General features: G+C 76.6%; 5 protein-coding genes. 1 reads left to right on the top strand and 4 read right to left on the bottom strand.

Annotation, left to right across the window (positions count from 1 at the left end; all coding sequences use genetic code 11):
• Positions 1–11: 11 nt before the first annotated feature.
• Positions 12–422, bottom strand: a complete 411-nt coding sequence (locus ADL08_RS14170; protein WP_078968631.1) for an SRPBCC family protein — start codon at positions 420–422, stop codon at positions 12–14.
• Between the two features lie 24 nt (positions 423–446).
• Positions 447–701: an HU family DNA-binding protein gene (locus tag ADL08_RS14165; protein ID WP_053642744.1), complete on the bottom strand. Its 255-nt coding sequence runs from the start codon at positions 699–701 to the stop codon at positions 447–449.
• A gap of 138 nt (positions 702–839) precedes the next feature.
• Between ADL08_RS14165 and ADL08_RS14160 the strand changes: the two genes are divergently transcribed.
• Complete coding sequence (locus ADL08_RS14160) at positions 840–1,400, top strand: 2'-5' RNA ligase family protein (RefSeq protein ID WP_053642742.1); 561 nt, start codon at positions 840–842, stop codon at positions 1,398–1,400.
• Here ADL08_RS14160 and ADL08_RS14155 read toward each other — a convergent pair.
• A complete protein-coding gene (locus tag ADL08_RS14155) occupies positions 1,316–8,896 on the bottom strand; it encodes a non-ribosomal peptide synthetase (RefSeq protein WP_053642740.1) in 7,581 nt (2,526 codons plus the stop codon). The genes ADL08_RS14160 and ADL08_RS14155 overlap by 85 nt on opposite strands.
• Positions 8,893–23,505, bottom strand: coding sequence for a non-ribosomal peptide synthetase (locus ADL08_RS14150; RefSeq protein WP_053642738.1), 14,613 nt, complete (start codon positions 23,503–23,505; stop codon positions 8,893–8,895). The genes ADL08_RS14155 and ADL08_RS14150 overlap by 4 nt, the downstream gene beginning before the upstream one ends.
• Positions 23,506–23,583 lie beyond the last annotated feature (78 nt).

Raw genomic sequence — 23,583 nt, 5'->3', positions numbered from 1 at the left:
CTCCACACCCCTCAAGACCGATCGGGCCGGACGGGATCTCCGCCCCGTCCGGCGACCAGGCGGCCCAGGGCCCACCGGGCCGGGCCGGCGTAGGCCGCGAGGGCGACGGCCGGTCCCTCGACCCGCAGGGTCGTGGCCGATCCGGCCGGCCGGGCGAGGACCTCGTGGCGCAGTCTCAGGCGCACCGGCCCCAGTGCGACCCGCCACGTCCACCGCCGCCGTTCCTCGTCGACGGACTCCACGACGAACCTCGCGGAGACACCGAGGAACGAGACGACCTCGCCCCGCACGCCGGGCGCGATCCGCACGCCGTCCGCGCGCACCGCCCTGATCTGCGGCGACCACGTGGGCCAGAGGGCGAGTACGGCGTAACGCGTCCAGACGTCCCCGACGGGGGCCGGGCCCGCGGCCCGCAGCGTCATGACCGCCATCGGTCCGCTCGGCCCTCAGCCGACCCGGCCGTGGACGAACTCTTCGAGGGCCTTGCCCGGCCGCAGGCCCACCTCGCCGTCCTCGTCGTGGAAGCTGCCGAACCCGAGGAGGGTGACCGTCCCGCCCTCCTTGAGCGCCTCGGCGATCGCCCCCGCCTCCTCGACGGTGCCGAACACGGCGTCGACGACCCGGCCGATCTGTTCGGACGACGGATCGTCCCCGTCCGCCACCTTGCGCGTGACCGCCTCGATCAGTGCGGACCTGTCCATGCGACGCACCCACTCCTCGATAGGGGAACCGGCGGAGCGACGACCTCTCCACCTGCCGGTCACCGCCGTCCGGGACCACCATCGTCACACCGCCGCCGTGCCCCCGCACGCGGCGCGCACGGCCCCTAGGCTGCCCGTGTGCACAGTGTGGAACTGCTTCCCGACCCGTCGACCGAGCGGGCCGTCCGGGACGCGTGGCGGCGTCTGGCGGACGCCGGTCTGCCCAGCCTGGCCGGGCACCGCCATCCGACCAACCGGCCCCATCTCACCCTCGCCTCGGCCGACGGCCTGTCGGCGGAGACGCGCGCCCGGTTGCTCCGCGTGTTCGCGGAGGCCCTGCCGGTTCCCCTGCGGCTCGACGGACTCGTGCGGTTCTCCGGCCGGGTCCGCGTCCTGGCGTGGGCCGTGCGGCCCGACGACGCCCTGCTCCGGCTGCACGAGGCGGTGTGGCGGACCCTGCGCGAGGCGCCGGAGGGCGGAAGGCCGAACCCCCTCCTCGATCCGGCCCGTTGGGTTCCCCACGTCACGCTCGGCCGAGGGCGCGACGTCTCCTGGGACGTCCCGGCCGACGGGGTGTCCTCCCCGTCGGCCGGGACGTGGACGTCCGCCCGGAGCTACGACTCGGTCACCCGTACGGTGGAGCCGCTGACACCCTGGGGCGCGTCCGGGGCCGGCAGGAAGCCCGTCCCCCGGAAGTAGGCCAGGTAGCGGACGAGGACCTCCTCCGTCAGGGCCGGTGGCCGTACGCCGAGTTCCGCCGCCGCGGCGGCCGTGCGGCGGGAGTCGAAGCGGCGCCCGTCGACCGCTCCCCCGGCGTTCCCGCCCTCGCCGAGGAACAGCTGGGCGGCGTTGTCGGGGCGGGCCGCGACGAGGGCCCGCCACTCCTCGGCGGGGACCCTGCGCAGCTCGTGGCCGAGGGCCCGGGCGGTGGCGAAGACCCGTTCGAGGTCCGGTGCGTCCGGATGGGTGAGGTGGAAGGTCTCCGTGTCGCCGCGTCCGGCCGTCGCGAGGGCGACCACCGCCGCGCTGACGTAGTCGACGGGCACCCAGCCCGTCGATCCGTGCGGCAGGTCGGGGACCGCCTTCGCCTGGAGGCAGCCCTTGATGAGGTGCCACAGCAGGTCGCGGTCCTGGCAGGCCCCGGTGGAGGTGTCGCCGCTGATGCGGCCCGGGCGGTGGACGGTGACGGGGAGGCCGCGTTCGCGCGCCAGGCCGATCAGGCCCTCCGCGACCCACTTGCTCCGCGCGTAGCCGTCGGGCAGGTCTTCGGCCGGGCCGGTCGGCGTCGTCTCCGTGACCGTCACGGGGCCGGCCGCCGGGGCGTGGACGCTCGTCGTGGACACGTAGTGCATGCCGGGCGAGTCGGAGTCGGCGAGCAGCCGCAGCAGTTCCTCGGTCCCGGCGACGTTCGCGGCGCGCAGGTCGCCGTAGCCGGCCGCGAAGTTGACCCGTGCGCCGTTGTGCAGCACGAGGCCGAGCCCGCGGACGATCGCGGCGCGGGTCTCGGGGGCGAGGCCGAGGCCCGGGGCGGCGAGGTCGCCGGGCACGGCGCGGACCAGGTCCCGGTAGCGGTCGCGCCACAGGCCGTAGCGCCGCAGGTTCTCCCGCAGGCGGTGCGCGCCGTCCTCCTCGTCCCGGGCCCGCACCAGGCAGTCGACCGGGCCGCCGGTCGTCTCGATCAGGTCGCGCAGCAGGAACGCGCCGAGGAAGCCGGAGGCGCCCGTGAGGAAGGGCCTGGGTGAGGGGCGGGAGGGGCGCCGCCCGCCAGGGTCGGCCGGTGCGGGGGTCCGTCCGGCGCCGGTGATGTCCCCGGCCAGGCGGACCTCCGCCGTCCAGTCCACCGGTCCTGGCCCGTCCGGCGGGGCGGCGGAGTCGTCCGCGTCGTCCAGGAGCCGGGCGACGCCCTCGACCGTCGGGGCGGCGAACAGGGCGCGCAGCGACGGGCGACGGCCGCACCGCTCCTCGATCCGCTGGGCCAGCGTCACGGCGAGCAGGGAGTGCCCGCCGTGGTCGAAGAAGTCGTCCGTGACGCCGATCCGGGGCACCCCGAGCGTCTCCGCGAACGCCTCGCACAGGGCCCGTTCCCGGTCCGTGCGCGGCTCGCGTCCGCCGGTGCGCGGCTCCTCGGGCGCCGGCAGGGCCTTCCGGTCGGTCTTGCCGTTGGGCGTGACGGGGAGCGCGTCGAGGGTCACGTGGGCGGAGGGGACCATGTGGTCCGGCAGGACGTCCGCCAGACGGGCCCGCACCTCGGCCGCGTCGGGGCCGGTCGCCCCCTCGGCGGGCACGGTGTAGGCGACCAGGCGGCGGTCGCCGGGCCGGTCCTCCCGTACGACGGCGCAGGCGGCGGCGACGCCGGGCAGCGCGGTGAGTGCCGCCTCGACCTCGCCGAGTTCGATGCGGAAGCCGCGTAGCTTGACCTGGTCGTCCACGCGTCCGACGTATTCGAGCTGCCCCCGGGGGTTCCACCGGGCCAGGTCGCCGGTGCGGTACATGCGGCCGCCCGCCCGGTCGAACGGGTCGGCCACGAAGCGGGAGGCGGTGAGTCCCGGCCGGTCGTGGTAGCCGCGGGCCAGGCCCTCGCCGGAGACGTACAACTCCCCCACCACGCCGGGCGGTACGGGTGCGAGCCGGTCGTCGAGGACCCGGACCCGGGTGCCGTCGACGGGCGCGCCGATCGGCACCGTGCGGTCCGGGGCGAGCGGCCCGTCCGCGTGCTGGAAGCCGCTCATGGTGGCGCAGACGGTGGTCTCCGTGGGGCCGTACGCGTTGACGAGGTGGCGTCCGCGCGCCCAGGTCCGGGCGAGGGCGGGCGGGCAGGCCTCGCCGGCCAGGACGATCGTGGTCCCGGCGGGGAGCGACTCCGGCGGCATCACCGCGAGGGCGGCCGGGGGGAGCGTCAGATGGGTGACGCCGTGGTCGCGGACCCGGGCGGCGAGGGCCGGTCCGGGCAGCAGGGCCTCGCGCGCGTCGATCTCCAGGCAGGCGCCGGAGAGCAGGCCCATGCACAGCTCCCAGAAGGCGGCGTCGAAGCTCACCGACGCCAGGTGCAGGACGCGGCTGTCCGGGGTGAGCCGCAGCCGTTCCCGCTGGGTCGCGGCCATCGCCCCGACCCCCCGGTGGGTGACGATCACGCCCTTGGGGCGGCCGGTGGAGCCCGAGGTGTAGATGACGTACGCCGGGTGTGCCGGGTCCGGGCCGGGCAGCGGGGCGGACGGGTCGGCGGCCGGGGCGTCGTCCCCGGGGTACAGGTGCGCGACCGCGGTGGGCGGGAGGCGCCGGTGCAGTTCGGGGGTGGTGAGCAGCAGGCGGGGGGCCGCGTCGTCGAGCATGTGCGCGAGGCGGGCGGCCGGGTAGTCGGTGTCGAGGGGCAGGTAGGCCGCTCCGGCCCTGAGCACACCGAGCAGGGCGACCACCAGGCCGGTGTCGCGGGGCAGTGCGACGGCCACCCGGTCCTCCGGGCCGATGCCGCGTGCGGCGAGCCGCCGGGCGAGGGCGTCGGCGCGCGCGTCGAGTTCGCGGTAGGTCAGGGTCGTGCGCGCGTCGCGGACGGCCGGGGCGTCCGGGGTGCTGCGCACCCGGTGGGCGAAGAGGGCGGGGAAGGTCTCCGCCGGCAGGTCCGCGCGCGGGCCGGTCCCCCAGCGTGCGAGCCGGGCGTGGTCGGCGTCGCCGAGCGCGTCGTAGGCGTGCAGGGGCAGGCCCGGGTCCTCGGTGACGGCGCCGAGCAGGTGGACGAGCCGGTCGGCCAGTCCCCGTACCGTGTCCGGGTCGAAGAGTTCGGTCGCGTAGTCGACGGAGGCCCGCAGGCCGCCGGGGGCGCCGTCGTCGCCGGGCGTCTCCACGAAGGTGAACGCCAGGTCGAACTTGCTGACGCCGAGGTCGACCGGCACGCCGCGGGAGGTGAGGCCGGGGAGGTCGACGGGGTCGGCGGGGGCGTGGTTCTGGAGCACCAGCATCGTCTGGAACAGCGGGTGGTGGTGCGCGCGGGCCGGATTGAGCAGTTCCACGAGCCGTTCGAAGGGGACGTCCTGGTGGGCGTAGGCGGCCAGGTCGAACTCCTTGACGCGGTCGAGGAGTTCGCGGAAGGTCGGGTCGCCGCTCAGGTCGGTGCGCAGGACGAGCGTGTTCACGAAGAAGCCGACCAGGTCGGAGGCGGCCTCGTCGGTGCGTCCGGCGACGGCCGTGCCCAGGGGGACGTCCTCGCCGGCGCCGTGCCGGGAGAGCAGGAGCGCCAGGGCCGCCTGGAGCACCATGAAGACGCTGCACCCGTGCGCGCGGGCGAGTCCGGCGATCCGCCGGGCCGTGGCGTCGTCGACGGCGAAGGGGTGGGTGGCGCCCGCGTGCCGGGGCACGGGGGGACGCGGGCGGTCCCGGGGCAGCTCGACGCAGGCGGGCAGTCCGGCCAGGGCGCCCTGCCAGAAGGCGAGCTGCCGCGAGACCTGGCTGTCGGGGTCCGTCTCGTCGCCGAGGAGTTCCCGCTGCCACAGCGTGTAGTCGGCGTAGTCGACGGGCGGCGGGGTCCACGCCGGGGCCGCTCCCCCGAGGCGGGCGCGGTAGGCGGCGCCCAGGTCACGGACGAGGGGGGCCAGGGACGAGCCGTCGGCGGCGATGTGGTGGATCACGAGGACGAGGACGTGGGAGTCGTCCGCGAGCCGCAGCAGGGTGGCCCGCAGGGGGAGTTCGCGTTCGATGTCGATGGGTTCGGCCACGGCCTCGGCGATCCGGTCGGCGCCCTTGTCCTCGTCGACGGAGTCGACGGGGAGCACCGGCCGGGCGTCCTCGGGTGCGAGGACGTGCTGCACCGGGTGCCCTCCCCGCTCGGGGAAGACGGTGCGCAGGGGGGCGTGGCGGGCGACGACGTCGTGGAGGGCGAGGCGCAGGGCGTCCGTGTCGAGCGGGCCGTCGAGGCGCACGGCGAAGGGGATGTTGTACGTGGCCGAGGGGCCGTCGAGGCGGTGGAGGAACCACAGCCGCCGCTGGGCGTACGACAGGGGGAGCGCGTCGGGCCGCGGCCGCGCGGTCAGGGGCGGGCGGGCCGGGCGGCCGGCGTCCTCCAGGGCGGTGGCGAGCGAGGCGACGGTGGGGTGTTCGAAGAGCGTGCGGATCTCGGTCTCGGCGTCGAGCGCGGTGCGGATCCGGCCCACGAGCAGGGTGGCGAGCAGCGAGTGGCCGCCGAGCGCGAAGAAGTTGTCGTCGGCGGCGACCCGCGGCAGGCCGAGCACGTCGGCGAACAGCCCGGCGAGGATCTCCTCGCGGGCGCCGCGCGGGGCCCGGCCGGCGGTGGCGGGCGCGGCGTCGGGCGCCGGCAGGGCCGCCCGGTCGAGCTTGCCGTTGGCGGTCAGCGGCAGCGCGTCCAGGGTCCGCACGGCCGAGGGCACCATGTACGCGGGCAGGCGGCTGCCCACGTGCGCGGCGAGGGCGGCCGGGTCGGGCGTGCGGCCGGGCGCGGGGACGACGTAGGCGGTCAGGACGCGGTCGCCGGGCAGGTCCTCGCGGACGACGACGCACGCGGCGCGCACCGACGGGTGGGCGCGCAGGGCGGCCTCGATCTCGCCGGGCTCGATGCGGTGGCCGCGCAGCTTGACCTGCTGGTCGGCGCGGCCCGCGTAGACGACGTCTCCTTCGGGGGTGCGCCGCACGAGGTCGCCGGTGCGGTACATGCGGCCGCCGGCCGGGTCCGAGGGGTCGGCGACGAACCGGGCGGCGGTCGGGCCCGGCTGTCCGAGGTAGCCGCGCGCCACTCCCGGGCCCGCCAGGTACAGCTCGCCCTCGGCGCCGTCCGGCACGGGGCGCAGCGAGGCGTCGAGGACGAGGGCGCGCACTCCGTCGAGCGGCCGTCCGACGGGCGGCGTGCCGTCCGGGTCCTCGTCGGCGGTGACCCGGTGCAGCAGGGCGAAGGTGGTGGCCTCGGTGGGACCGTAGGCGTTGAGGACGCGGGTGCCGGGGTGGGCGGCGGCGAGCCGCTGGAGCACTCCGGGGGCGGCGGCCTCCCCTCCGGCGGCGGCGAGGCGGAGCAGGCCGAGGGCGCCGGGGTCGGTCTCGGCGAAGACGTTGAAGAGGGCGGTGGTGAGGAACGCGGCGGTGACGCCGTCCCGGGCGACGAGTTCCCTGAGCCGCTCGGGCTGGAGCACGCCGTCCGGTGCCACCACGATCCGGCCGCCGCACAGCAGCGGCACCCAGATCTCGAAGGTGGCGGCGTCGAAGACGTAGGCCGAGTGCATCAGGACCGCGTCGGCCGCGCCGTCGCCCCAGGTCCGGTCGGCCGCGAGCGCGGCGATGTCGGCGTGGGTGACGCCGACGGCCTTGGGCAGGCCGGTGGAGCCGGAGGTGAACATGGTGTACGCGAGCCGGGCGCCGCCGACGGCGGCGGGCAGCGGTCCGGGGGCGGCGGGGCGGCCGTCCCGTACGCGGCCGGCGGCGTCCACGGTCACGATCCGCGTCCCGGGGCCGAGCGCCCGCACCCAGGGGTGGGTCCGGGTCGCCTCGTCGACGACCAGGAGGCGGGGCGCGGCGGCCCCGGTCACCCGGGAGAGCCGCTCGTCGGGCCAGCGCGGGTCCAGGGGCACGTAGGAGGCGCCCGCGCGCAGGACTCCGAGCGGCGCGGTGACCTGGGCGGCCGAGCGGCCGAGGAGGATGCCGACGCCTTCCTCGGCGGTCGCGCCGAGGCCCGTCAGGGTGCCGGCCAGGTCGTCGGCGAGGGCGCACAGCTCCCCGTACGTGAGCCGTTCGCCGGCCCCGGTGACCGCGACCGCGTCCGGGTGGGCGGCGGCGTGCCGGGCGACGGCGTCCGGGACGCCCGTGGCGAGCGCGGCGGCCGGCAGCGGGGCGCCGTCGCCGCGGGCGAGGAGCGTCTCGTGCTCGCCGTCGAGCAGGACGGACACGGTGTCGGCCCGGCGGTCGAGGCCGTCGGCCAGCGTCGTCAGGAGCCGGCGCATCCGGGCGACCGTGCGGGCCGTCTCCTCGCGGTCCAGGGCGGTGGGGCGGAAGCCGAAGGTGATGCGCAGGGCGGTGCCGGGGGCGATGGTGAGGGTGAGGGGGTAGTGCGCGGCGTCCGTGCCCTCGAACCCGGTGACGGCCAGACCGGGCAGGCCCTGCCGGGCGGTGCGCAGGGTCTCCTCGTCGAGCGGGTAGTTCTCGAAGACGGCGAGGGTGTCGAAGAGGGCGTCGAGGCCGGTCGTCGCGCGTATCTCGGTCAGTCCCACGTGCTGGCTGCCGAGCAGCCGGCCCTGTTCGTCCTGGAGCCGGGTGAGGAGCGCGGCGAGGGTCTCGCCGGGGCGGGGGGCGAGCCGTACCGGCACGGTGTTGATGAAGAGGCCGATCATCGACTCGACGCCGGGCAGCTCCGGCGGGCGGCCGGAGACGGTCGTGCCGAACAGGACGTCCGGGCGGCCGGTGAGCCGGGAGAGCAGCAGGCCCCAGGCGCCCTGGACGAGGGTGTTGAGGGTGAGGCGGTGGGCGCGGGCGGTGGCCCGTAACCGCTCGCTGGTCACCGCGTCGAGTTCGAGGACCAGGGTCTCGGGCAGTTCGTCCGGGCGCGCCGCCCGCGCCGCGCCGCGCCCGGCGAGCAGCGTCGGCGCCTCGACGCCCGCCAGCGCGGTGCGCCAGGCGTCGAGGGCGGCGGGCCCGTCCTGCCCGGCCAGCCAGGCGAGGTAGGTGCGGTAGGGGGTGACGCGCGGCAGGGTGAGGTCGTCGCCCCGGTGCGCGTACAGCTCGAACAGTTCGCGCACGAGGAGCGGCATCGACCAGCCGTCGAGCAGGATGTGGTGGCTCGTCATCACCAGGCGGTGGCGGTCGGGGCCGGTGCGCAGCAGGGAGAACCGCATCAGCGGCGGGGTGGTGAGGTCGAAGCGCCGGGTGCGGTCGGCGGTGAGGAAGGCGCGGACCCGCTCCTCGACCGTCCGCCCGTCGTCCGGTGCGGTGAGGTCGTGCCGCTCCAGGGGCACCGGCACCTCGGCGGCCACGGCCTGCACCGGTTCGTCGAGGTCCTCGTGGAGGAAGCCCACGCGGAGGTTGGCGTGCCGGCGCAGGAGCGTGCCGACGGCGGCGTGCAGCGCGGTCGCGTCGACGGGCCCTTCGAGGGTGAAGACGAACTGCGCGGTGTAGACGTCGACGGCGTCGGAGTCGTACAGCGCGTGGAAGAGCATGCCCGCCTGCAACGGCGTCAGCGGCAGTACGTCTTCGAGCTGGAACCCGGTCACTTGCGTCCACCCCACTTGTTCTTCAGTCGGTCGATCTGGTTCTGGTCGAGGGAGACCAGGGGAAGGTCGGACGGCGTCCAGCCGCCCGTGTCGGGCCGCCCGGCGTGTTCGGCGATCGCGCCCAGGGCCCGGTCGAAGGCGTCGGCCAGGGCCGTCACGTCCGGCTCGTCGAGCAGTCCGGCGGGCCAGGTCCAGCGCGTCACCAGGCGCGGCCCGCCGAGCCGGTCCTCGGTGTGGGCGTTGATGTCCAGGACGTGGTGGACCGGCATGTCCCGGTCCTGGGCGGCCGGGCCGCCGCCGTCGAGGACCACCTGCCAGTCGGCCTCCCCGTCGCCCGCCGGGTCCCCGGCCGCGTACCGGCCGAGGTAGTTGAAGCCGATCTGGGGTTCGGCCGCCCCTTCGAGGCGGACGCGTGCGCCGGGGTCGAGGCGGCGCAGCACGCCGTGGCCGATGCCGTGGTCCGGCACGGCCCGCAGCTGTTCCTTGACGCGTTTGACGGCCCGGTCCACGAGGCCGGCGTCGAAGCGGCCGGGGTCGCGCGGGTCGAGGGGGCCGGGGTCGAGCAGGACCGGGTAGAGGCTGGTGAACCAGCCGACCGTACGGGACAGGTCGAGGTGCGCGGCGATCTGCTCGCGGCCGTGGCTCTCCAGGTCGATCAGGACGCCGCCGCCCTCCGGGCGCGGTGCCCCGGTCCGGTCGGCGCGCTCCGCGCGCCAGGAGCGGACGGCGAGGGCGAGGGCCGTGAGCAGGACGTCGTCCACGCCCGCGTGGAAGGCGGTGGGGGCGGTGGTGAGCAGGGCCTCGGTGCGGGAGGCCGCCGGGTGGGTGATGAGGGTCCGGGTGCGGCCCGCCGTGTCCCGTGCGGGGTCGAGGGGCCGCCCGGCCAGCGGCGGGTCGGACGCGCGGGCCGCGGTCTCCCAGAGCGGGAGTTCGGACGTCCGCGTGCCCTCCCGGGCCTGGGCGGCGAGGAGCCGCGCCCAGGACCGGTAGGAGGTGGTGACGGGGGGCAGGACGGGTACGGGGGCGGGGGCTTGCGGTGCGGGGCCGGTGATGGCGGGGGACGGGGCGCCGGTGGTGTCGGACACCGCGCGCCAGGCCGTCACCAGGTCCTCGGCGAGCACGCGCCAGGACACCGCGTCGACCGCCAGGTGGTGGACGACGAGCAGCAGGCGTCCACGGGCCCGGGGGCCGGCGTCGCACCACACCGCCTCGAACACCTCGCCGTGCGCGGGCCGCAGCCGTTCCCTGGCCCGCTCGCCCGCCTCGGCGAGGGCGGCGCGGATCCCGTCCTCGTCCCGCCCCGTGACGTCGATCCGGGTGAGGCGGGGACGGACCCGTACGGTCCCCCGGGGCAGGGTCTCCAGGGCCGGTTCGCCCCCGGCGGTGCGGGTGACCCGCACCCGCAGCATGTCGTGGTGGTCGACGAGGAGCTGGAGCGCGGCGGCCAGGCGCTCCTCGTCGGCGCCCTCGGGGGTCCGCAGCACCGCGGACTGGTTGTAGCCGTCCGTGGGTCCCGGCCGGTCCAGGAACCAGGCCGCGATGGGGGTGAGCGGCATGGTGCCCACCCCGTCGTCGGCCGGGGCCGGGGTCCGCCCGTCGAGTTCCTCGGCGGTCGCCGCGAGGGCCTCGGGCGTGCGGTGCAGGAAGACGTCCCGGGGGGTGATGCCGAGCCGGTTCTCGCGGACCCGGCTGACCAGTTGGATGGACAGGATGCTGTCGCCGCCGAGGGCGAAGAAGTCGTCGTCGGTGCGCACCTCGGGCACGCGCAGCACGGTGGCGAAGACGTCGCACAGGATCCGTTCCCGCGCGGTGCGCGGCTTCCCTCCGTCCGTGCGCCCGGCCTCGGCGGCGGGGCGGGCGGGGGCCGGGAGGGCGCGCCGGTCCGTCTTGCCGTTGGGCAGCAGCGGCAGCGCGTCCAGGGGGACGAAGTCGGCGGGGACCATGTACGGCGGGAGGGACTCGGCCAGCCGTTCGCGCAGTTCGCGGGCGTCCGGGAGGCCGGGGCCGCCGGGTGCGGGGACCGCGTAGGCGACGAGGCGGTGCTCGCCGGGCCGGTCCTCGCGGACGAGCACGGTGGCGGCGGCGACGCCGTCGAGCGCGGTGAGGGCGGCCTCGATCTCGCCCGGTTCGATGCGCAGGCCGTGCAGCTTGACCTGGTCGTCGGCGCGGGACACGTAGGAGAGGAGGCCGTCCGCGGCGCGGCGGACGAGGTCGCCCGTGCGGTACATCCGCGTCCCCGGCGGCCCGAACGGGTCGGCGACGAACCGTTCGGCGGTCAGGCCGGGACGGCCGAGGTAGCCGCGCGCCAGGCCCTCGCCCGCCAGGTACAGCTCGCCCACGACGCCCGGCGGGACCGGGGCGAGGGCGTCGTCGAGGACGTGCGCGCGGGTGTTGTCGATCGGCCGGCCGAGGGGCACCGTCGCGCCGGGCGCCGTCGCGCCGACGGGCCGGTGGTGGTGGGCGGTGGCGTCGACGGTCGCCTCGGTCGGTCCGTACAGGTTGTGCGTCTCGGCGCCCCAGGCCCGTCCGGCGCGTTCGGCCAGGGACGCGGTCAGCGGCTCGCCGCCGCACAGGACGGCCCGGAGGGAGGCCGGCGGTTCCTCGCGCTCGGTCTCGCCGAGGACGAGGGACAGGAGCGAGGGCACGAACTGGGCGACGGTCACCCCCTCCCGGCGCATCCGGGCGAGGAGTCCGGCCGGGTCGTGGTTGAGGGACGGCGGCACCGGGCAGGTGGCGCCGCCGTGCAGCAGCGGCAGCCAGGTCTCCCACACCGAGGCGTCGAAGCTCGGCGAGGTCCGGGCCAGGACGCGGTCGGCGTCGGTGAGGGACAGGTGGCCGGCCATCCAGGCCATGTGGTTGGTGAGGGCGGCGTGGGTGACGACGACGCCCTTGGGGCGGCCGGTCGAGCCCGAGGTGTGGATGACGTAGACGGCGTCCCCCGGGTCCGGCACGACCTGCGGTACGGCTTCCTGCGCGGGTTCCGCCACGGTCTCCGCCGCGGCCCGCGGGCCGTCGACCGCGAGGACGGGCACCGGCAGGTCCGGCAGCGTCCCCAGGGTCGCCGTCGTGGTCACGAGGAGGACGGGCCGGGCGTCGTCGATCACGAAGCCGAGCCGGGCGGCGGGGTACTCCGGGTCGACCGGCAGCCACGCGGCGCCGGCCTTGGCGACCGCGAGCATGGCCACCACCTGGTGGGTGGTGCCGGGCATCGCGAGTGCCACCACGTCTCCGCGGCCGATCCCGCGCCCGCGCAGCAGGCGCGCCAGGGCGTCGGAGAGCGCGTCGAGTTCGGCGAAGGTGGTGTTCCGTGCGCCGTCCCGCACGGCGACCGCCCCGGGGGTGCGGTCGCGCTGGGCGCGGAACGCTTCGGGCACGGTCCGGGCCGGTACCGTACGGGCGGGGCCGTGGCCGCTCCGGACGAGCGCGGTCCGCTCGTCCGCCGTCAGCACCTCCACCGTGCGGACGCGCCGGTCCGGGGCGGCGGCGAGCGCGCCGAGGAGCCGGGTCAGACGGGCGGCGAGGGCGTGCGCGGTGGGGTGGGCGAAGAGGTCGGTGGCGAACTCCAGGTGCCCGTCGAGGCCGGCGGGGCGGCCCTCCTCGTCCCGGCGCTCGGTGAACGTGAACGTGAGGTCGAACTTGCTGATGCCGGTGCGGACCGGCTGCTCCGTCACCGTGAGGCCCGGCAGGTCCACGCTCGCCCCGGCGTGGTTCTGGAGCACGAGCATGGTCTGGAACAGCGGGTGGCGGTTCTGGGCCCGCTCGGGGTCCAGTGCGTCCACGAGGCGTTCGAAGGGCACGTCCTGGTGGGCGTAGGCCGCGAGGTCGAACTCCCGCACCCGGTCGAGGACCTGTTCGAACGTGGGGTCGCCGCTCAGGTCGGTGCGCAGGACCAGGGTGTTGACGAAGAAGCCGACCAGGTCGTCGAGCGCCTCGTCGGTGCGTCCCGCGACGGGCGTGCCCAGCGGGACGTCCTCGCCGGCGCCGTGCGCGCGGAGCAGCACCGCGAGCGCGGCCTGGAGCACCATGAAGAGGCTGCATCCCCGGGACCGGGCGAGGTCGGCGAGGGCGCGGTGCGTCGCCGCGTCGACCGGGAAGGCGAACGCGTCGCCCCGGTGCGTGGCGACGGCCGGGCGCGGCCGGTCGAGCGGCAGGTCGAGGAGGTCGGGCAGTCCGGCGAGCGCGGTCCGCCAGAACTCCAGCTGGCGGGCGGCCGTGCCGGACGGGTCCTCCTCGTCGCCGAGGAGCGTCCGCTGCCACAGCGTGTAGTCCGCGTACTGGACGGGCAGCGCGGCCCAGGCCGGGTCCTGTCCCGCGGCGCGGGCGCGGTAGGCCGTGCCGAGGTCGCGGGCGAGGGGGGCGAGGGACCAGCCGTCGCCCGCGATGTGGTGGACGAGGAGCACCAGGACGTGGGAGTCGTCCCCGAGGCGGAGCATCCGGGCCCGTACGGGCCGTTCGGCGCTCACGTCGAAGGCGTACGCGGTCTCGGCGCCCAGGACCGCGTCGAGCAGGTCCGGTTCGACGTCGCGGGGCGTCAGGTCGATGTCGGCGCCGGCGGCGTCGAGCACCCGCTGGCCGGGCACTCCCCCGGTGTCGGGGAAGACGGTGCGCAGGCTCTCGTGCCGTTCGACCACGTCCGTGAGGGCGCGGGTCAGGGCGTCCGTGTCGAGCGGGCCGTCCAGGCGCAGGACGAGCGGCACGTTGTACGTGGGGCTCGGGCCCTCGAAGCGGTGGAGGAACCACAGGCGCTGCTGCGCGAAGGACAGCGGCATCGGGTCGGGGCGGCGCGCGACGCGTTCGAGCCGTGCCCTGGCCGCTTCCGCGCCGTCGAGGACGGCCGCGAGCGCCGCGGGCGTCGGGTGCTCGAAGACGGTCCTGACCTCGATCTCCACGTCGAGGACGGTGCGCAGCCGGGCGGCGAGGCGGGTGGCGAGCAGGGAGTGGCCGCCGAGGGCGAAGAAGTCGTCGTCGGCGCCCGCCGTCCGCAGGCCGAGCAGGTCGGCGAAGAGGCCGCAGACGATCTCCTCGCGGGCGGTGCGCGGGGCCCGGCCGTGGGCCGGGGCGTCGTGGGCGGGTGCCGGGAGGGCGGCGCGGTCCACCTTGCCGTTGGGGGTGAGCGGGAGCGCGTCCAGGGGGACGATCGCGGCGGGCACCATGTAGGCGGGCAGGGCGCGGCCGACCTCGCGGGCCAGTTCGCCGGGGTCGGGGCGGGCGCCGGCGGCCGGGACGACGTAGGCGACGAGCCGGCGGTCGCCCGGCACGTCCTCGCGGACCAGGACGAACGCGTCGGCGACCTCGGGGCGTCCGGCGAGGACGCCCTCGATCTCGCCGGGTTCGACGCGGTGGCCGCGCAGCTTGACCTGGCCGTCGGCGCGGGCGACGTAGGCGACGTGCCCGTCCGGGGTCCAGCGCACGAGGTCGCCGGTGCGGTACATGCGGCCGCCGTCGGCCGCGAAGGGGTCGGCGACGAACCGGGTGGCGGTCGGGCCGGGGCGTCCGGTGTAGCCGCGCGCCACGCCGCGCCCGGCGAGGTAGAGCTCGCCCACCACGCCCGGCGGGACCGGGCGGAGCGCGTCGTCCAGGACGTACAGCCGCATGCCGTCCAGGGGGCGGCCGATGGGCGGCGGTCCGGCCGGGAGGTCGGCGGGGACGGCGTACCGGGTGGCGAAGGTGGTGGTCTCGGTGGGTCCGTAGACGTGCAGGACCCGGGTGTCCGGGGCGAGCGAGGCGACCCGCTGCATGGCGTCGGGGGAGGCGAGTTCGCCGCCCGCGCAGACCGTCCGGAGTCCGGCGAAGACTCCGGGGTCGGTCTCGGCCATGACGTTGAACAGGGCGGTCGTCAGGAAGACGGCCGTCACCCCGTGTTCGTGGACGGCGGCGTCGAGGGTCCGGGCCTCCAGGAGTCCTTCCGGCGCCACGACGACCCGGCCGCCGTTGAGGAGGGGGGTCCAGATCTCGAAGGTGGAGGCGTCGAAGACGTACGCGGAGTGCATCAGGACGGCGTCGGCGGCGCCGTCCGCCCAGGCCGCGTCGTGCGCGAGGGCGACGACGTCCGCGTGGCCGACGCCGACGCCCTTGGGCAGGCCGGTGGAGCCGGAGGTGAACATGGTGTAGGCGAGGGCGTCCGGGGCGGGTACGGGCGCCGGGGTGCCGGGCCGGTCCGGCGCGCCGCGCAGCACCCGTCCGAGCCGGTCCACGACGAGGACCGGCAGGCCGTCGGCGCGTGCGGTCACCCAGGCGGAGGCGGCGTTCTCCTCGTCGACGACCAGGACCCGGGGCTGCGCCACGGCGGCGACCCGGTCGAGCCGTTCGGCGGGCCAGCGGGCGTCCAGCGGCACGTAGGCGGCGGCCGCGCGGACGGTGCCGAGGGAGACCGCGACCACGGCGGGCGACCGGCCCAGGAGCACGCCGACGGAGTCCTCGGGTCCGATGCCGAGGCCGGCGAGGGCGGCGGCCAGACCGGCGGAGATCCGGTCGAGTTCGGCGTAGGAGAGGACGGTGGCGCCGTCCGTGACGGCCGGCGCGCCGGGGGTGCGGCGCACCCACCGCGCGAAGAGCGCGGGCAGCGTGGCGTCGGCGGTCTCGTGGCCGCCTTCGGGCACGGCGTCGGATCCGGCTCCGGCGGGGAGGGCGCGGCCGGTGCTCCAGCGGGTGACGCGGAGGCGCTCCTCCGGGGTGAGCGGGTCGTGTCCGGACAGGCGCCGGTCCGGTGCGGCGACCACCTGGGCGAGCAGCCGGACGAGCCGGGCCGCGAGCGCCTCGACGGTGGCGCGGTCGAACAGCGCGGTGGCGTACTCGATGCCCGCGGACAGGCCGCCGCCCTCCTCGTCCTCGCCGAAGGCGAAGGTGAGGTCGAACTTGCTCAGTCCGTTGTGGACGAGGCGGTGTTCGACGGTGAGGCCGGGCAGGTCGGGGCGGACGGGCCGCTGGTTCTGCAGGACCAGCATGGTCTGGAAGAGCGGGTGGTGGTCGCGGGCGCGGACGGGGTTGAGGCTCTCGACGAGCCGTTCGAAGGGGACGTCCTGGTGGGCGTAGGCCGCGAGGTCGAACTCCCTGACGCGTCCGAGCAGTTCGCGGAAGGTCGGGTCGCCGGACAGGTCGGTGCGCAGGACGAGCGTGTTGACGAAGAAGCCGACCAGGTCCTCCAGGGCCTCGTCGGTGCGGCCGGCGACCGGTGAGCCGATCGGGATGTCGTCGCCCGCGCCGTGCCGGCGCAGCAGTGCGGCCACGGCCGCCCGGAGCACCATGAAGAGGGTGCTGCCGGAGGCGCGGGCCAGGTCGAGGAGGTCGGCGTGCAGGGCGGGCGGCACGTCGAAGGCGACCACGGCCCCCCGGGGGTCCGCGACGGCGGGGCGGGGCCGGTCGAGAGGCAGTTCGACCAGTTCGGGAAGGTCCGCGAGCGCGCCCCGCCAGTGGTCGAGCTGCCGTTCGAGGACGTCGCCGTCCTCCTGGAGGAGGCCGTGCTGCCAGAGGGCGTAGTCGGCGTACTGGAGCGGGGTGCCGGTCGCGGGTTCGGGCGTCCGGCCAGCGAGCCGGGCCCGGTAGGCGTCGCCCAGGTCCCGGGTCAGCGGCCCCAGGGACCAGCCGTCGCCCGCGATGTGGTGGAGGACCAGGACCAGGACGTGGTGTTCGGGGGCGGCGCGCAGCAGCCGGGCGCGCAGCGGCGGGTCGGTGAGCACGTCGAACGGTTCGCGGACGGCGGCGAGGACGGCGGCCTCCAGGTCCGCGGGGGCCGTGCTCTCGACGGGCGGCCGGGGCGCGGCGGTCGCGGCGGGCAGCACCGTCTGGTGGGGCACCCCGTCCCGCTCGGGGAAGACCGTGCGCAGCGACTCGTGGCGCTCCACGACGTCGGCCAGGGCGGCGCGCAGGGCGTCGGCGTCCAGGGTGCCGCGCAGTTCCAGGACGAGGGGGACGTTGTAGGTGGAGCTGGGTCCCTCGAAGCGGTTGAGGAACCACAGCCGGCTCTGCGCGAAGGACAGCGGCAGGGGGTCGGGGCGCAGCGGGACGGCGGTCACCGCGGGCCGGGCCGGTCCCGTGGGGTCCAGGGCCCGGGCGAGGGCGGCGGCCGTCGGATGCTCGAAGAGGGTCCGTACGGCGAGGTCGGCGCCGAGCACGGAGCGGATCCGGCTGACGACGCGCATCGCGAGGAGGGAGTGTCCGCCGATGTCGAAGAAGCCGTCGTGCGGTCCGACCGCCGGGCGTTCCAGGACGTCGGCGAAGATCCCCGCGATCAGGTCCTCGCGGAGGGTGCGCGGGCCGGTGGCCGTCCGCGCCGGGTCCTCGCCGGGCGCGGGCAGGGCGGCGCGGTCCACCTTGCCGTTGGGCAGCAGCGGCAGCGCGTCGAGGACGACGACCGCCTCGGGCACCAGGTGGTGGGGCAGCGTCCCGGCGAGCGCGTCGCGCAGGGCGGTGGCTCCCGGCGCCGGGTCGGCGGTGACGGCGTAGGCGACGAGCCGGCGCCGCCCCGGGGCGTCCTCGCGGACCACCGCGCAGGCGGCCGTGACGCCGGGCAGGCCGAGGAGAGTCGCGGCCACCTCGCCCGGTTCGACGCGGAAGCCGCGGAGCTTGGTCTGGTCGTCGGCGCGGGCCACGTGGTCGAGGAGTCCGTCGTGGTTCCAGCGGACCAGGTCGCCGGTCCGGTACATGCGGGCGCCGGAGGCGTCGAACGGGTCGGCCACGAAACCGGCGGCGGTGAGTCCCGGGCGGTCGAGGTAGCCGCGGGCGAGGTTGGGGCCCGACAGGTACAGCTCTCCGGTGACGCCCCGGGGCACGGGGCGCAGCCGCTCGTCGAGGACGTAGGCGCGCATCCCGTCGACGGGCCGCCCGATGGGCACGGATCCGCCGGGCGTCGCGCGGACGGGCTCCGCCGGGTCCACCCGGTGCGCGGTGGCGTCGATGGTCGCCTCGGTCGGCCCGTACAGGTTGTGCGGCTCGGCGTGCCAGCGGGCGGCGACGGCGTCGGCGAGGGCGCGCGGGAGGGGTTCGCCGCCGCACAGGACGGCCCGCAGGGCGGGTGGCGGCGCCCCGGTCTCCTCGGCGAGGACGAGTTCGAGGTGGGAGGGGACGAACTGGGCCACGGTGACGTCGAAGCGGCGCATCCAGGAGAGGAGTTCGCGCGGTTCGCGGTTGGCGCCGGGGGGTGCCACGCAGACCTCGGCGCCGTGCGCGAGCGGCAGCCACAGCTCCCAGACGGAGGCGTCGAAGCTGGTGGAGGTGCGGGCGAGGACCCGGTCGTCCGGGGTGAGGTCCAGGTGGCGGGCCATCCAGGCCATGTGGTTGGCGAGGGCCGCGTGGGGGACGACGACGCCCTTGGGGCGGCCGGTCGATCCGGAGGTGTGGATGACGTAGGCGGCGTCCGCCGGGTGGAGGGCGGCGGGTTCCGTGGCGCCGGGCGGCGGGGCGGCGGCCCGTACGGACGGGTCCTCGGCCCGTACGGACGGGTCCTCGGCCCGTACGGACGGGTCCTCGGCCCGTACGGACGGGTCGTCGAGGGAGAGCCGGGGTATGCCGCCCGTCGGTATGCCGGCGGGGACGTCCGTCCCGGTGAGGAGCAGTACGGGGCGCGCGTCGTCCAGGATCTGGCGGATGCGGGCGGGGGGGTACTCGGGGTCGACGGGCACGTAGGCGGCTCCGGCCCGCAGCACGGCCAGCATGGCGACGACGGTGTCGGCCGACGCCGGGACCGCGAGCGCCACCAGGGTGCCGCGGCGGGCGCCGCGCTCGCGCAGCACGCGGGCGAGGGCGTCGGCCCGCGCGTGCAGGGCGGCGTACGTGAGGGTGGTGCGCGGGTCGCGCACGGCGGGCGCGTCCGGGGTGCGGGCGGCCCACTCCCCCACGGCCTCGGGCACGGTGAGGGCCGGCAGCGGGCGGCGTTCGCCGCGTCCCCGCTCCAGGAGGTCCGCGCGCTCGTCCGGGGTGAGCGGGTCGAAGTCGTCGACGGCGCGGTCGGGTTCGGCCACGGCGTGGGCGAGGACGCGGGCGAACCGGTCGGCGAGCGCGCGGGCGGTGGCGTCCTCGAAGAGGTCCGTGGCGTATTCGAGGTGGCCGCCGAGCCGGACGGTCCCGGGGGTCTCCGGGACCTCCACGAGGGAGAAGGTCAGGTCGAACTTGCTGATGCCGGTGTGTCGGGACCGGTCCCGTACGGTGACGCCGGGCAGGTCGAGTTCGGCCCCCCGCTGGTTCTGGAGGACCAGCATGGTCTGGAAGAGCGGGTGGTGGCCGCCGGACCGGTCCGGGTTGAGCTCCTCGACCAGCCGCTCGAACGGCAGGTCGGCCCGGTCGAAGGCCGCGAGGTCGAACGCGGCGACCCGGCGCAGCAGTTCGCGGAAGGTCGGGTTCCCCGAGAGGTCGGTGCGCAGCACGACGGTGTTGACGAAGAAGCCCACCAGTTCGTCCAGGGCCTCGTCGGTCCGTCCGGCCACCGCGGTGCCCAGGGGGATGTCGGTGCCCGCGCCGTGCGCGCGGAGCGTCACGGCGAGCGCCGCCTGGAGGACCATGAAGGGGGTGCAGCCCGCGTCGCGGGCGAGGGCGCCGAGCCGCGCGTAGGCGTCGGCGGGCAGGTCGAACGGCACCGCGTCGCCCCGGTGGTCCGGGACCGTCGGGCGGGGCCGGTCCAGGGGCAGTTCGAGGAGGTCGGGGGCGCCGCGCAGGGCGTCGCGCCAGAAGTCGAGGCGGCGCGCCACCGGGCTCCCGGGGTCGCCGTCGTCGCCGAGCAGTTGCCGCTGCCAGAGGGTGTAGTCGGCGTACTGGACGCGCAGTTCCGGCCAGTCGGGCGCGGTGCCGGTGGTGCGGGCGCGGTAGGCGGCGCCGAGGTCCCGGCAGAGCGGGGCCAGCGACCAGCCGTCGGCGGCGACGTGGTGGAGCACGAGCACCAGGACGTGCCGGTCGGGGCCGGTCGCGAGCAGCCGGGCGCGTACGGGGAGGTCGGTGGTGAGGTCGAAGGGCGCCGAGGTCAGTCGGCGCACCGCCCGTTCGGCCCAGTCGCCGGCCGGTTCGTCCGCCGGGGGCGTCTCGACGGCGAGGGGGACGAGGGAGGCGGCGGTCCGGGCGTCGGTCACGACCTGGCGGGCGGTGCCGTCGTGCTCGGCGAGCACGGTCCGCAGGCTCTCGTGCCGGGCGACCACGTCGGCGAGGGCGCCGCGCAGCGCCCCGGTGTCCAGGGGTCCTTCGAGGTCGAGGACGAGCGGCACGTTGTAGGTGTCCCCCGCGTCCTCGGCGCGGTTGAGGAACCACAGCCGCTGCTGTGCGAAGGACGGCGGGAGCGGGTCGGGCCGGTCCGTGGGGACGAGGGCGGGCCGGGCCTCCCCGGTCGTTCCGAGGGTGGCGGCGAGGGCGGCCACGGTGGGGTGCTCGAAGAGGTGGCGCAGTTCGGTGTCGGCGCCCGTCGCGGCCCGCACCCGTGCGACGAGCCGGGTGGCGAGCAGGGAGTGGCCGCCCAGGGAGAAGAAGTTGTCGTCGACGCCCACGGCGGGCACGCCGAGGACGTCGGCGAACAGGCCCGCGAGCACCTCCTCCTGCGGGGTGCGCGGGGCGGTCCCCCGGACGGCGGGGGCCTGGGGCGCGGGCAGGGCCCGCCGGTCGACCTTGCCGTTGGCGTTCAGGGGCAGCGCGTCGAGGAGGACGAACGCGGCGGGCACCATGTACGCGGGCAGGACGCGGGCGAGGGCGTGGGCGAGTTCCGGGCCGTCCGGCCGCTGTGGTCCGGGGGCCGGTACGACGTAGGCGACGAGCCGGCGGTCGCCCGGCGCGTCCTCGCGGACCAGGACGCACGCGTGGCGGACGCCGGGGCGGGCGAGCAGGGCGTTCTCGATCTCGGCCGGTTCGATCCGGAACCCGCGGAGCTTGATCTGTCCGTCGGTCCGCCCCGCGTACTCGACGTCCCCGTGCGCCGTCCAGCGGGCCAGGTCGCCGGTGCGGTACATCCGGCCGCCGTCCGCGTCGTACGGGTCGGGGACGAACCGGGTGGCCGTGAGGCCGGGCCGGCCCAGGTAGCCGCGGGCGACGCCGGCGCCGCTCACGTACAGCTCGCCCACGACGCCGGGCGGCACGGGGCGGAGGGAGTCGTCGAGCACGTACAGGCGCGTTCCGTCGAGGGCCCGGCCGATGGGCGGGACGCCGGGGGCGCCGGCCGGGACCCGGTGGCGGGAGGCGAACGTGGTGGTCTCGGTGGGTCCGTAGACGTGGAGGACGCGGGTTCCGGGCGCCGCCGCGGCCATGCGTCCCATCAGGTCGGGGGCGGCGGCCTCGCCGCCCGCGGCGACCAGGCGCAGGCCGTCGAAGGCCGTCGGGTCGGTCTCGGCGACGACGTTGCAGAGCGCCGTGGTCAGGAAGACGGCGGTGACGCCGTCGCGGGCGGTCGTCTCCTTGAGCCCGCGCGCGTCCAGGAGTCCGGCGGGGGCGACGACGACCCGGCCGCCGTTGAGGAGCGGCACCCAGATCTCGAACGTGGACGCGTCGAAGACGTACGCCGAGTGCATGAGGACCGCGTCGCAGGCGCCGCCGGTCCAGGCGGAGTCGGCGGCCAGGGCCAGGATGTCGGCGTGGTGGACGCCGACGCCCTTGGGCAGGCCGGTGGAGCCGGAGGTGAACATGACGTAGGCGAGCCGGTCGCCGCGGACGGGGCCCGGCAGCGGGCCGGGCCGGTCCGGGCCGCCCCGGAGGACGGTGCCCGTGCCGTCGACCACGAGGACGGGCAGCCGGGTGGCGGCCACCTTCACCCAGTCGCGTCCGGCGGCCTCCTCGTCGACGACCAGGGCCCGGACCCGGGCGGTCCCGGCGACGCGGTCGAGGCGTTCGGCCGGCCAGTCGGCGTCCATCGGCACGTAGGCGGTCCCCGCCCGCACCGCGCCGAGGGAGGCGGTCACGACGGCGGCCGAACGGCCGGCGAGGACGCCGACCCCGTCCTCGGCGCGGAGGTCCCAGCCGGTGAGGGCGCGGGCCAGGGCCGTGGCCCGTTCAGCCAGTTCCCCGTAGGAGAGGGTGGTGGCGCCGTCCACGACGGCGGGGGCGTCGGGAGCCGTGCGGACGCGTGCGGCGAACGCCTCGGGCAGGCTCGTGGCCGTGGTCCCGGCCGGCAGCGCCGCGCCGCGCCCGTGGTCGAGGAGCGTCCCGGCGGCCTCCGCGTCGAGCAGCGGGAGGTCGCGCACGGGCATGTCGGAGTCCGCGCCGGCGAGCGCGGCGAGGAAGCCGACGACGGCCTGCTGGTGCAGTCGGACGTCGTCGGGGTGGTAGAGCTCCGGGTTGGTGTCGAAGCCGATGAGCGGGCCGGTGCCCTCGGCCCGTTCGGAGACGAACAGGGACACGTCGTCGACGGGGCCGATGGACAGCAGGCGGGAGGTGGCGGGGCTGCCGCCGAAGTCGAGGTCGTAGTCGTACCCCATGACGTTCACGACGAGGTCGGTCAGGCGGGCCGCCCCGTCGGTCAGGTTCAGTTCGCGGGCGAGCTGTTCGCGCGAGAAGCGGCGGTGGCGCAGGGCTCCGCGCATCTCGGCGGCGACGCTCCGGACGAGGTCCCCGACCGTCGTGCCGGGGTCGACGGCCAGTCTCAGGGGCAGGACGGTGGAGGTCATGCCGACCACGTGCCGGAGGGCGCCGTGGCGGCCGTGGGAGGCGAGGCCCACGCAGACCTCCCGGCGTCCGGTGACCCGTGCCGTGTAGGCGGCGACGGCCGCGACGAGGACGGCGCTCCAGGTGGTGCGGTTGCCGGCCGCGAGGCGCCGGAGGCCGTCGAACACGGACGGGGGGAGGGTCTCGCCCGTGTGCAGGTCGGCGACGGGCTCGGAACGGTCGGCGGGAGCGGGCAGGTCGGCGGGCGCGGACCGGTCGACGGGTCCGGGCGGGCCGTCGCTTCCCGGCCGACCGGCGGTCGCGGGCGGGTTCCCGTCCCCCGGCCGGTCCGTGCGCCTCCTGAGGAGGGGACTCCCGCCCGTGTCGCCGCCCTCGGGGCCGGGGCCGTCCGCGTCCCGGTCGGCGAACCTTCCGGTCCAGTAGGCGCGGTCCGCCTCCAGCCGGTCGGAGGCGCGGTAGGCGGCCTCGTCGGCCACGAGGGCGCGCAGGGGGCCGGTGGGCGGCTCCAGCTCCGCGAGGTCCTCGCCGCGCGCCGCACGCGCGTAGAAGTCGGCCACGGTGCGGGCGAAGAGCGCTCCGCCGAGGCCGTCGACGGCGACGTGGTGGTAGCGGACGTACCAGTGGTGGAGGCGCGGGCCGAGCCGCAGCAGGGCGAAGTGGTGGGACGGCGCTTCGAGGTGGTCGACGGCGGCCATGTCGTCGGCCATGTACCGTTCCGCCGCCGCGACGGGGTCGTCGGCTCCCGTGAGGTCGACCCGGTGCAGCCGGTCGGTTTCGGCCGCCGGGCGGACGACGCGCTGCCGGACGGACCCGTCGTCGGTGACGAACGTGACGTTGAGGCTGTCGCAGAGGTGGGCCGCCCGGTTGAGAGCAGCGGCGAATAATCTCTCGTCGAGCCCCCCGCGAATCTCCAGGCATTCCCCGATGTTGTATTTCGGGCTGCCCGGATCGACCAGTTGCCCGTACCACACACCCTGCTGGGCCGTAGTCAGTTCGAGGTATTCGGGGGCGGATTCTTCCGACGGAAAGGAGGGGTATTCAGGCATGCCGACGACACCTTCGGTGAGGTTTCACAGGGGACGGTCGAGCGGAGGGCGGGCATTCGGCGCGACGGGATCGGGGAA

The organism is Streptomyces sp. NRRL F-6492 (assembly GCF_001280125.1).
GTDB lineage: Bacteria > Actinomycetota > Actinomycetes > Streptomycetales > Streptomycetaceae > Streptomyces.
The sequence above is the reverse complement of the archived record's forward strand: the minus strand, read 5'-3'. Positions and strand labels throughout refer to the sequence as shown.

Coding starts and splice junctions, on each gene's coding strand:
- ADL08_RS14170 (WP_078968631.1), bottom strand. CDS start 422: ATGACGCTGCGGGCCGCGGGCCCGGCCCCCGTCGGGGACGTCTGGACG.
- ADL08_RS14165 (WP_053642744.1), bottom strand. CDS start 701: ATGGACAGGTCCGCACTGATCGAGGCGGTCACGCGCAAGGTGGCGGAC.
- ADL08_RS14150 (WP_053642738.1), bottom strand. CDS start 23,505: ATGCCTGAATACCCCTCCTTTCCGTCGGAAGAATCCGCCCCCGAATAC.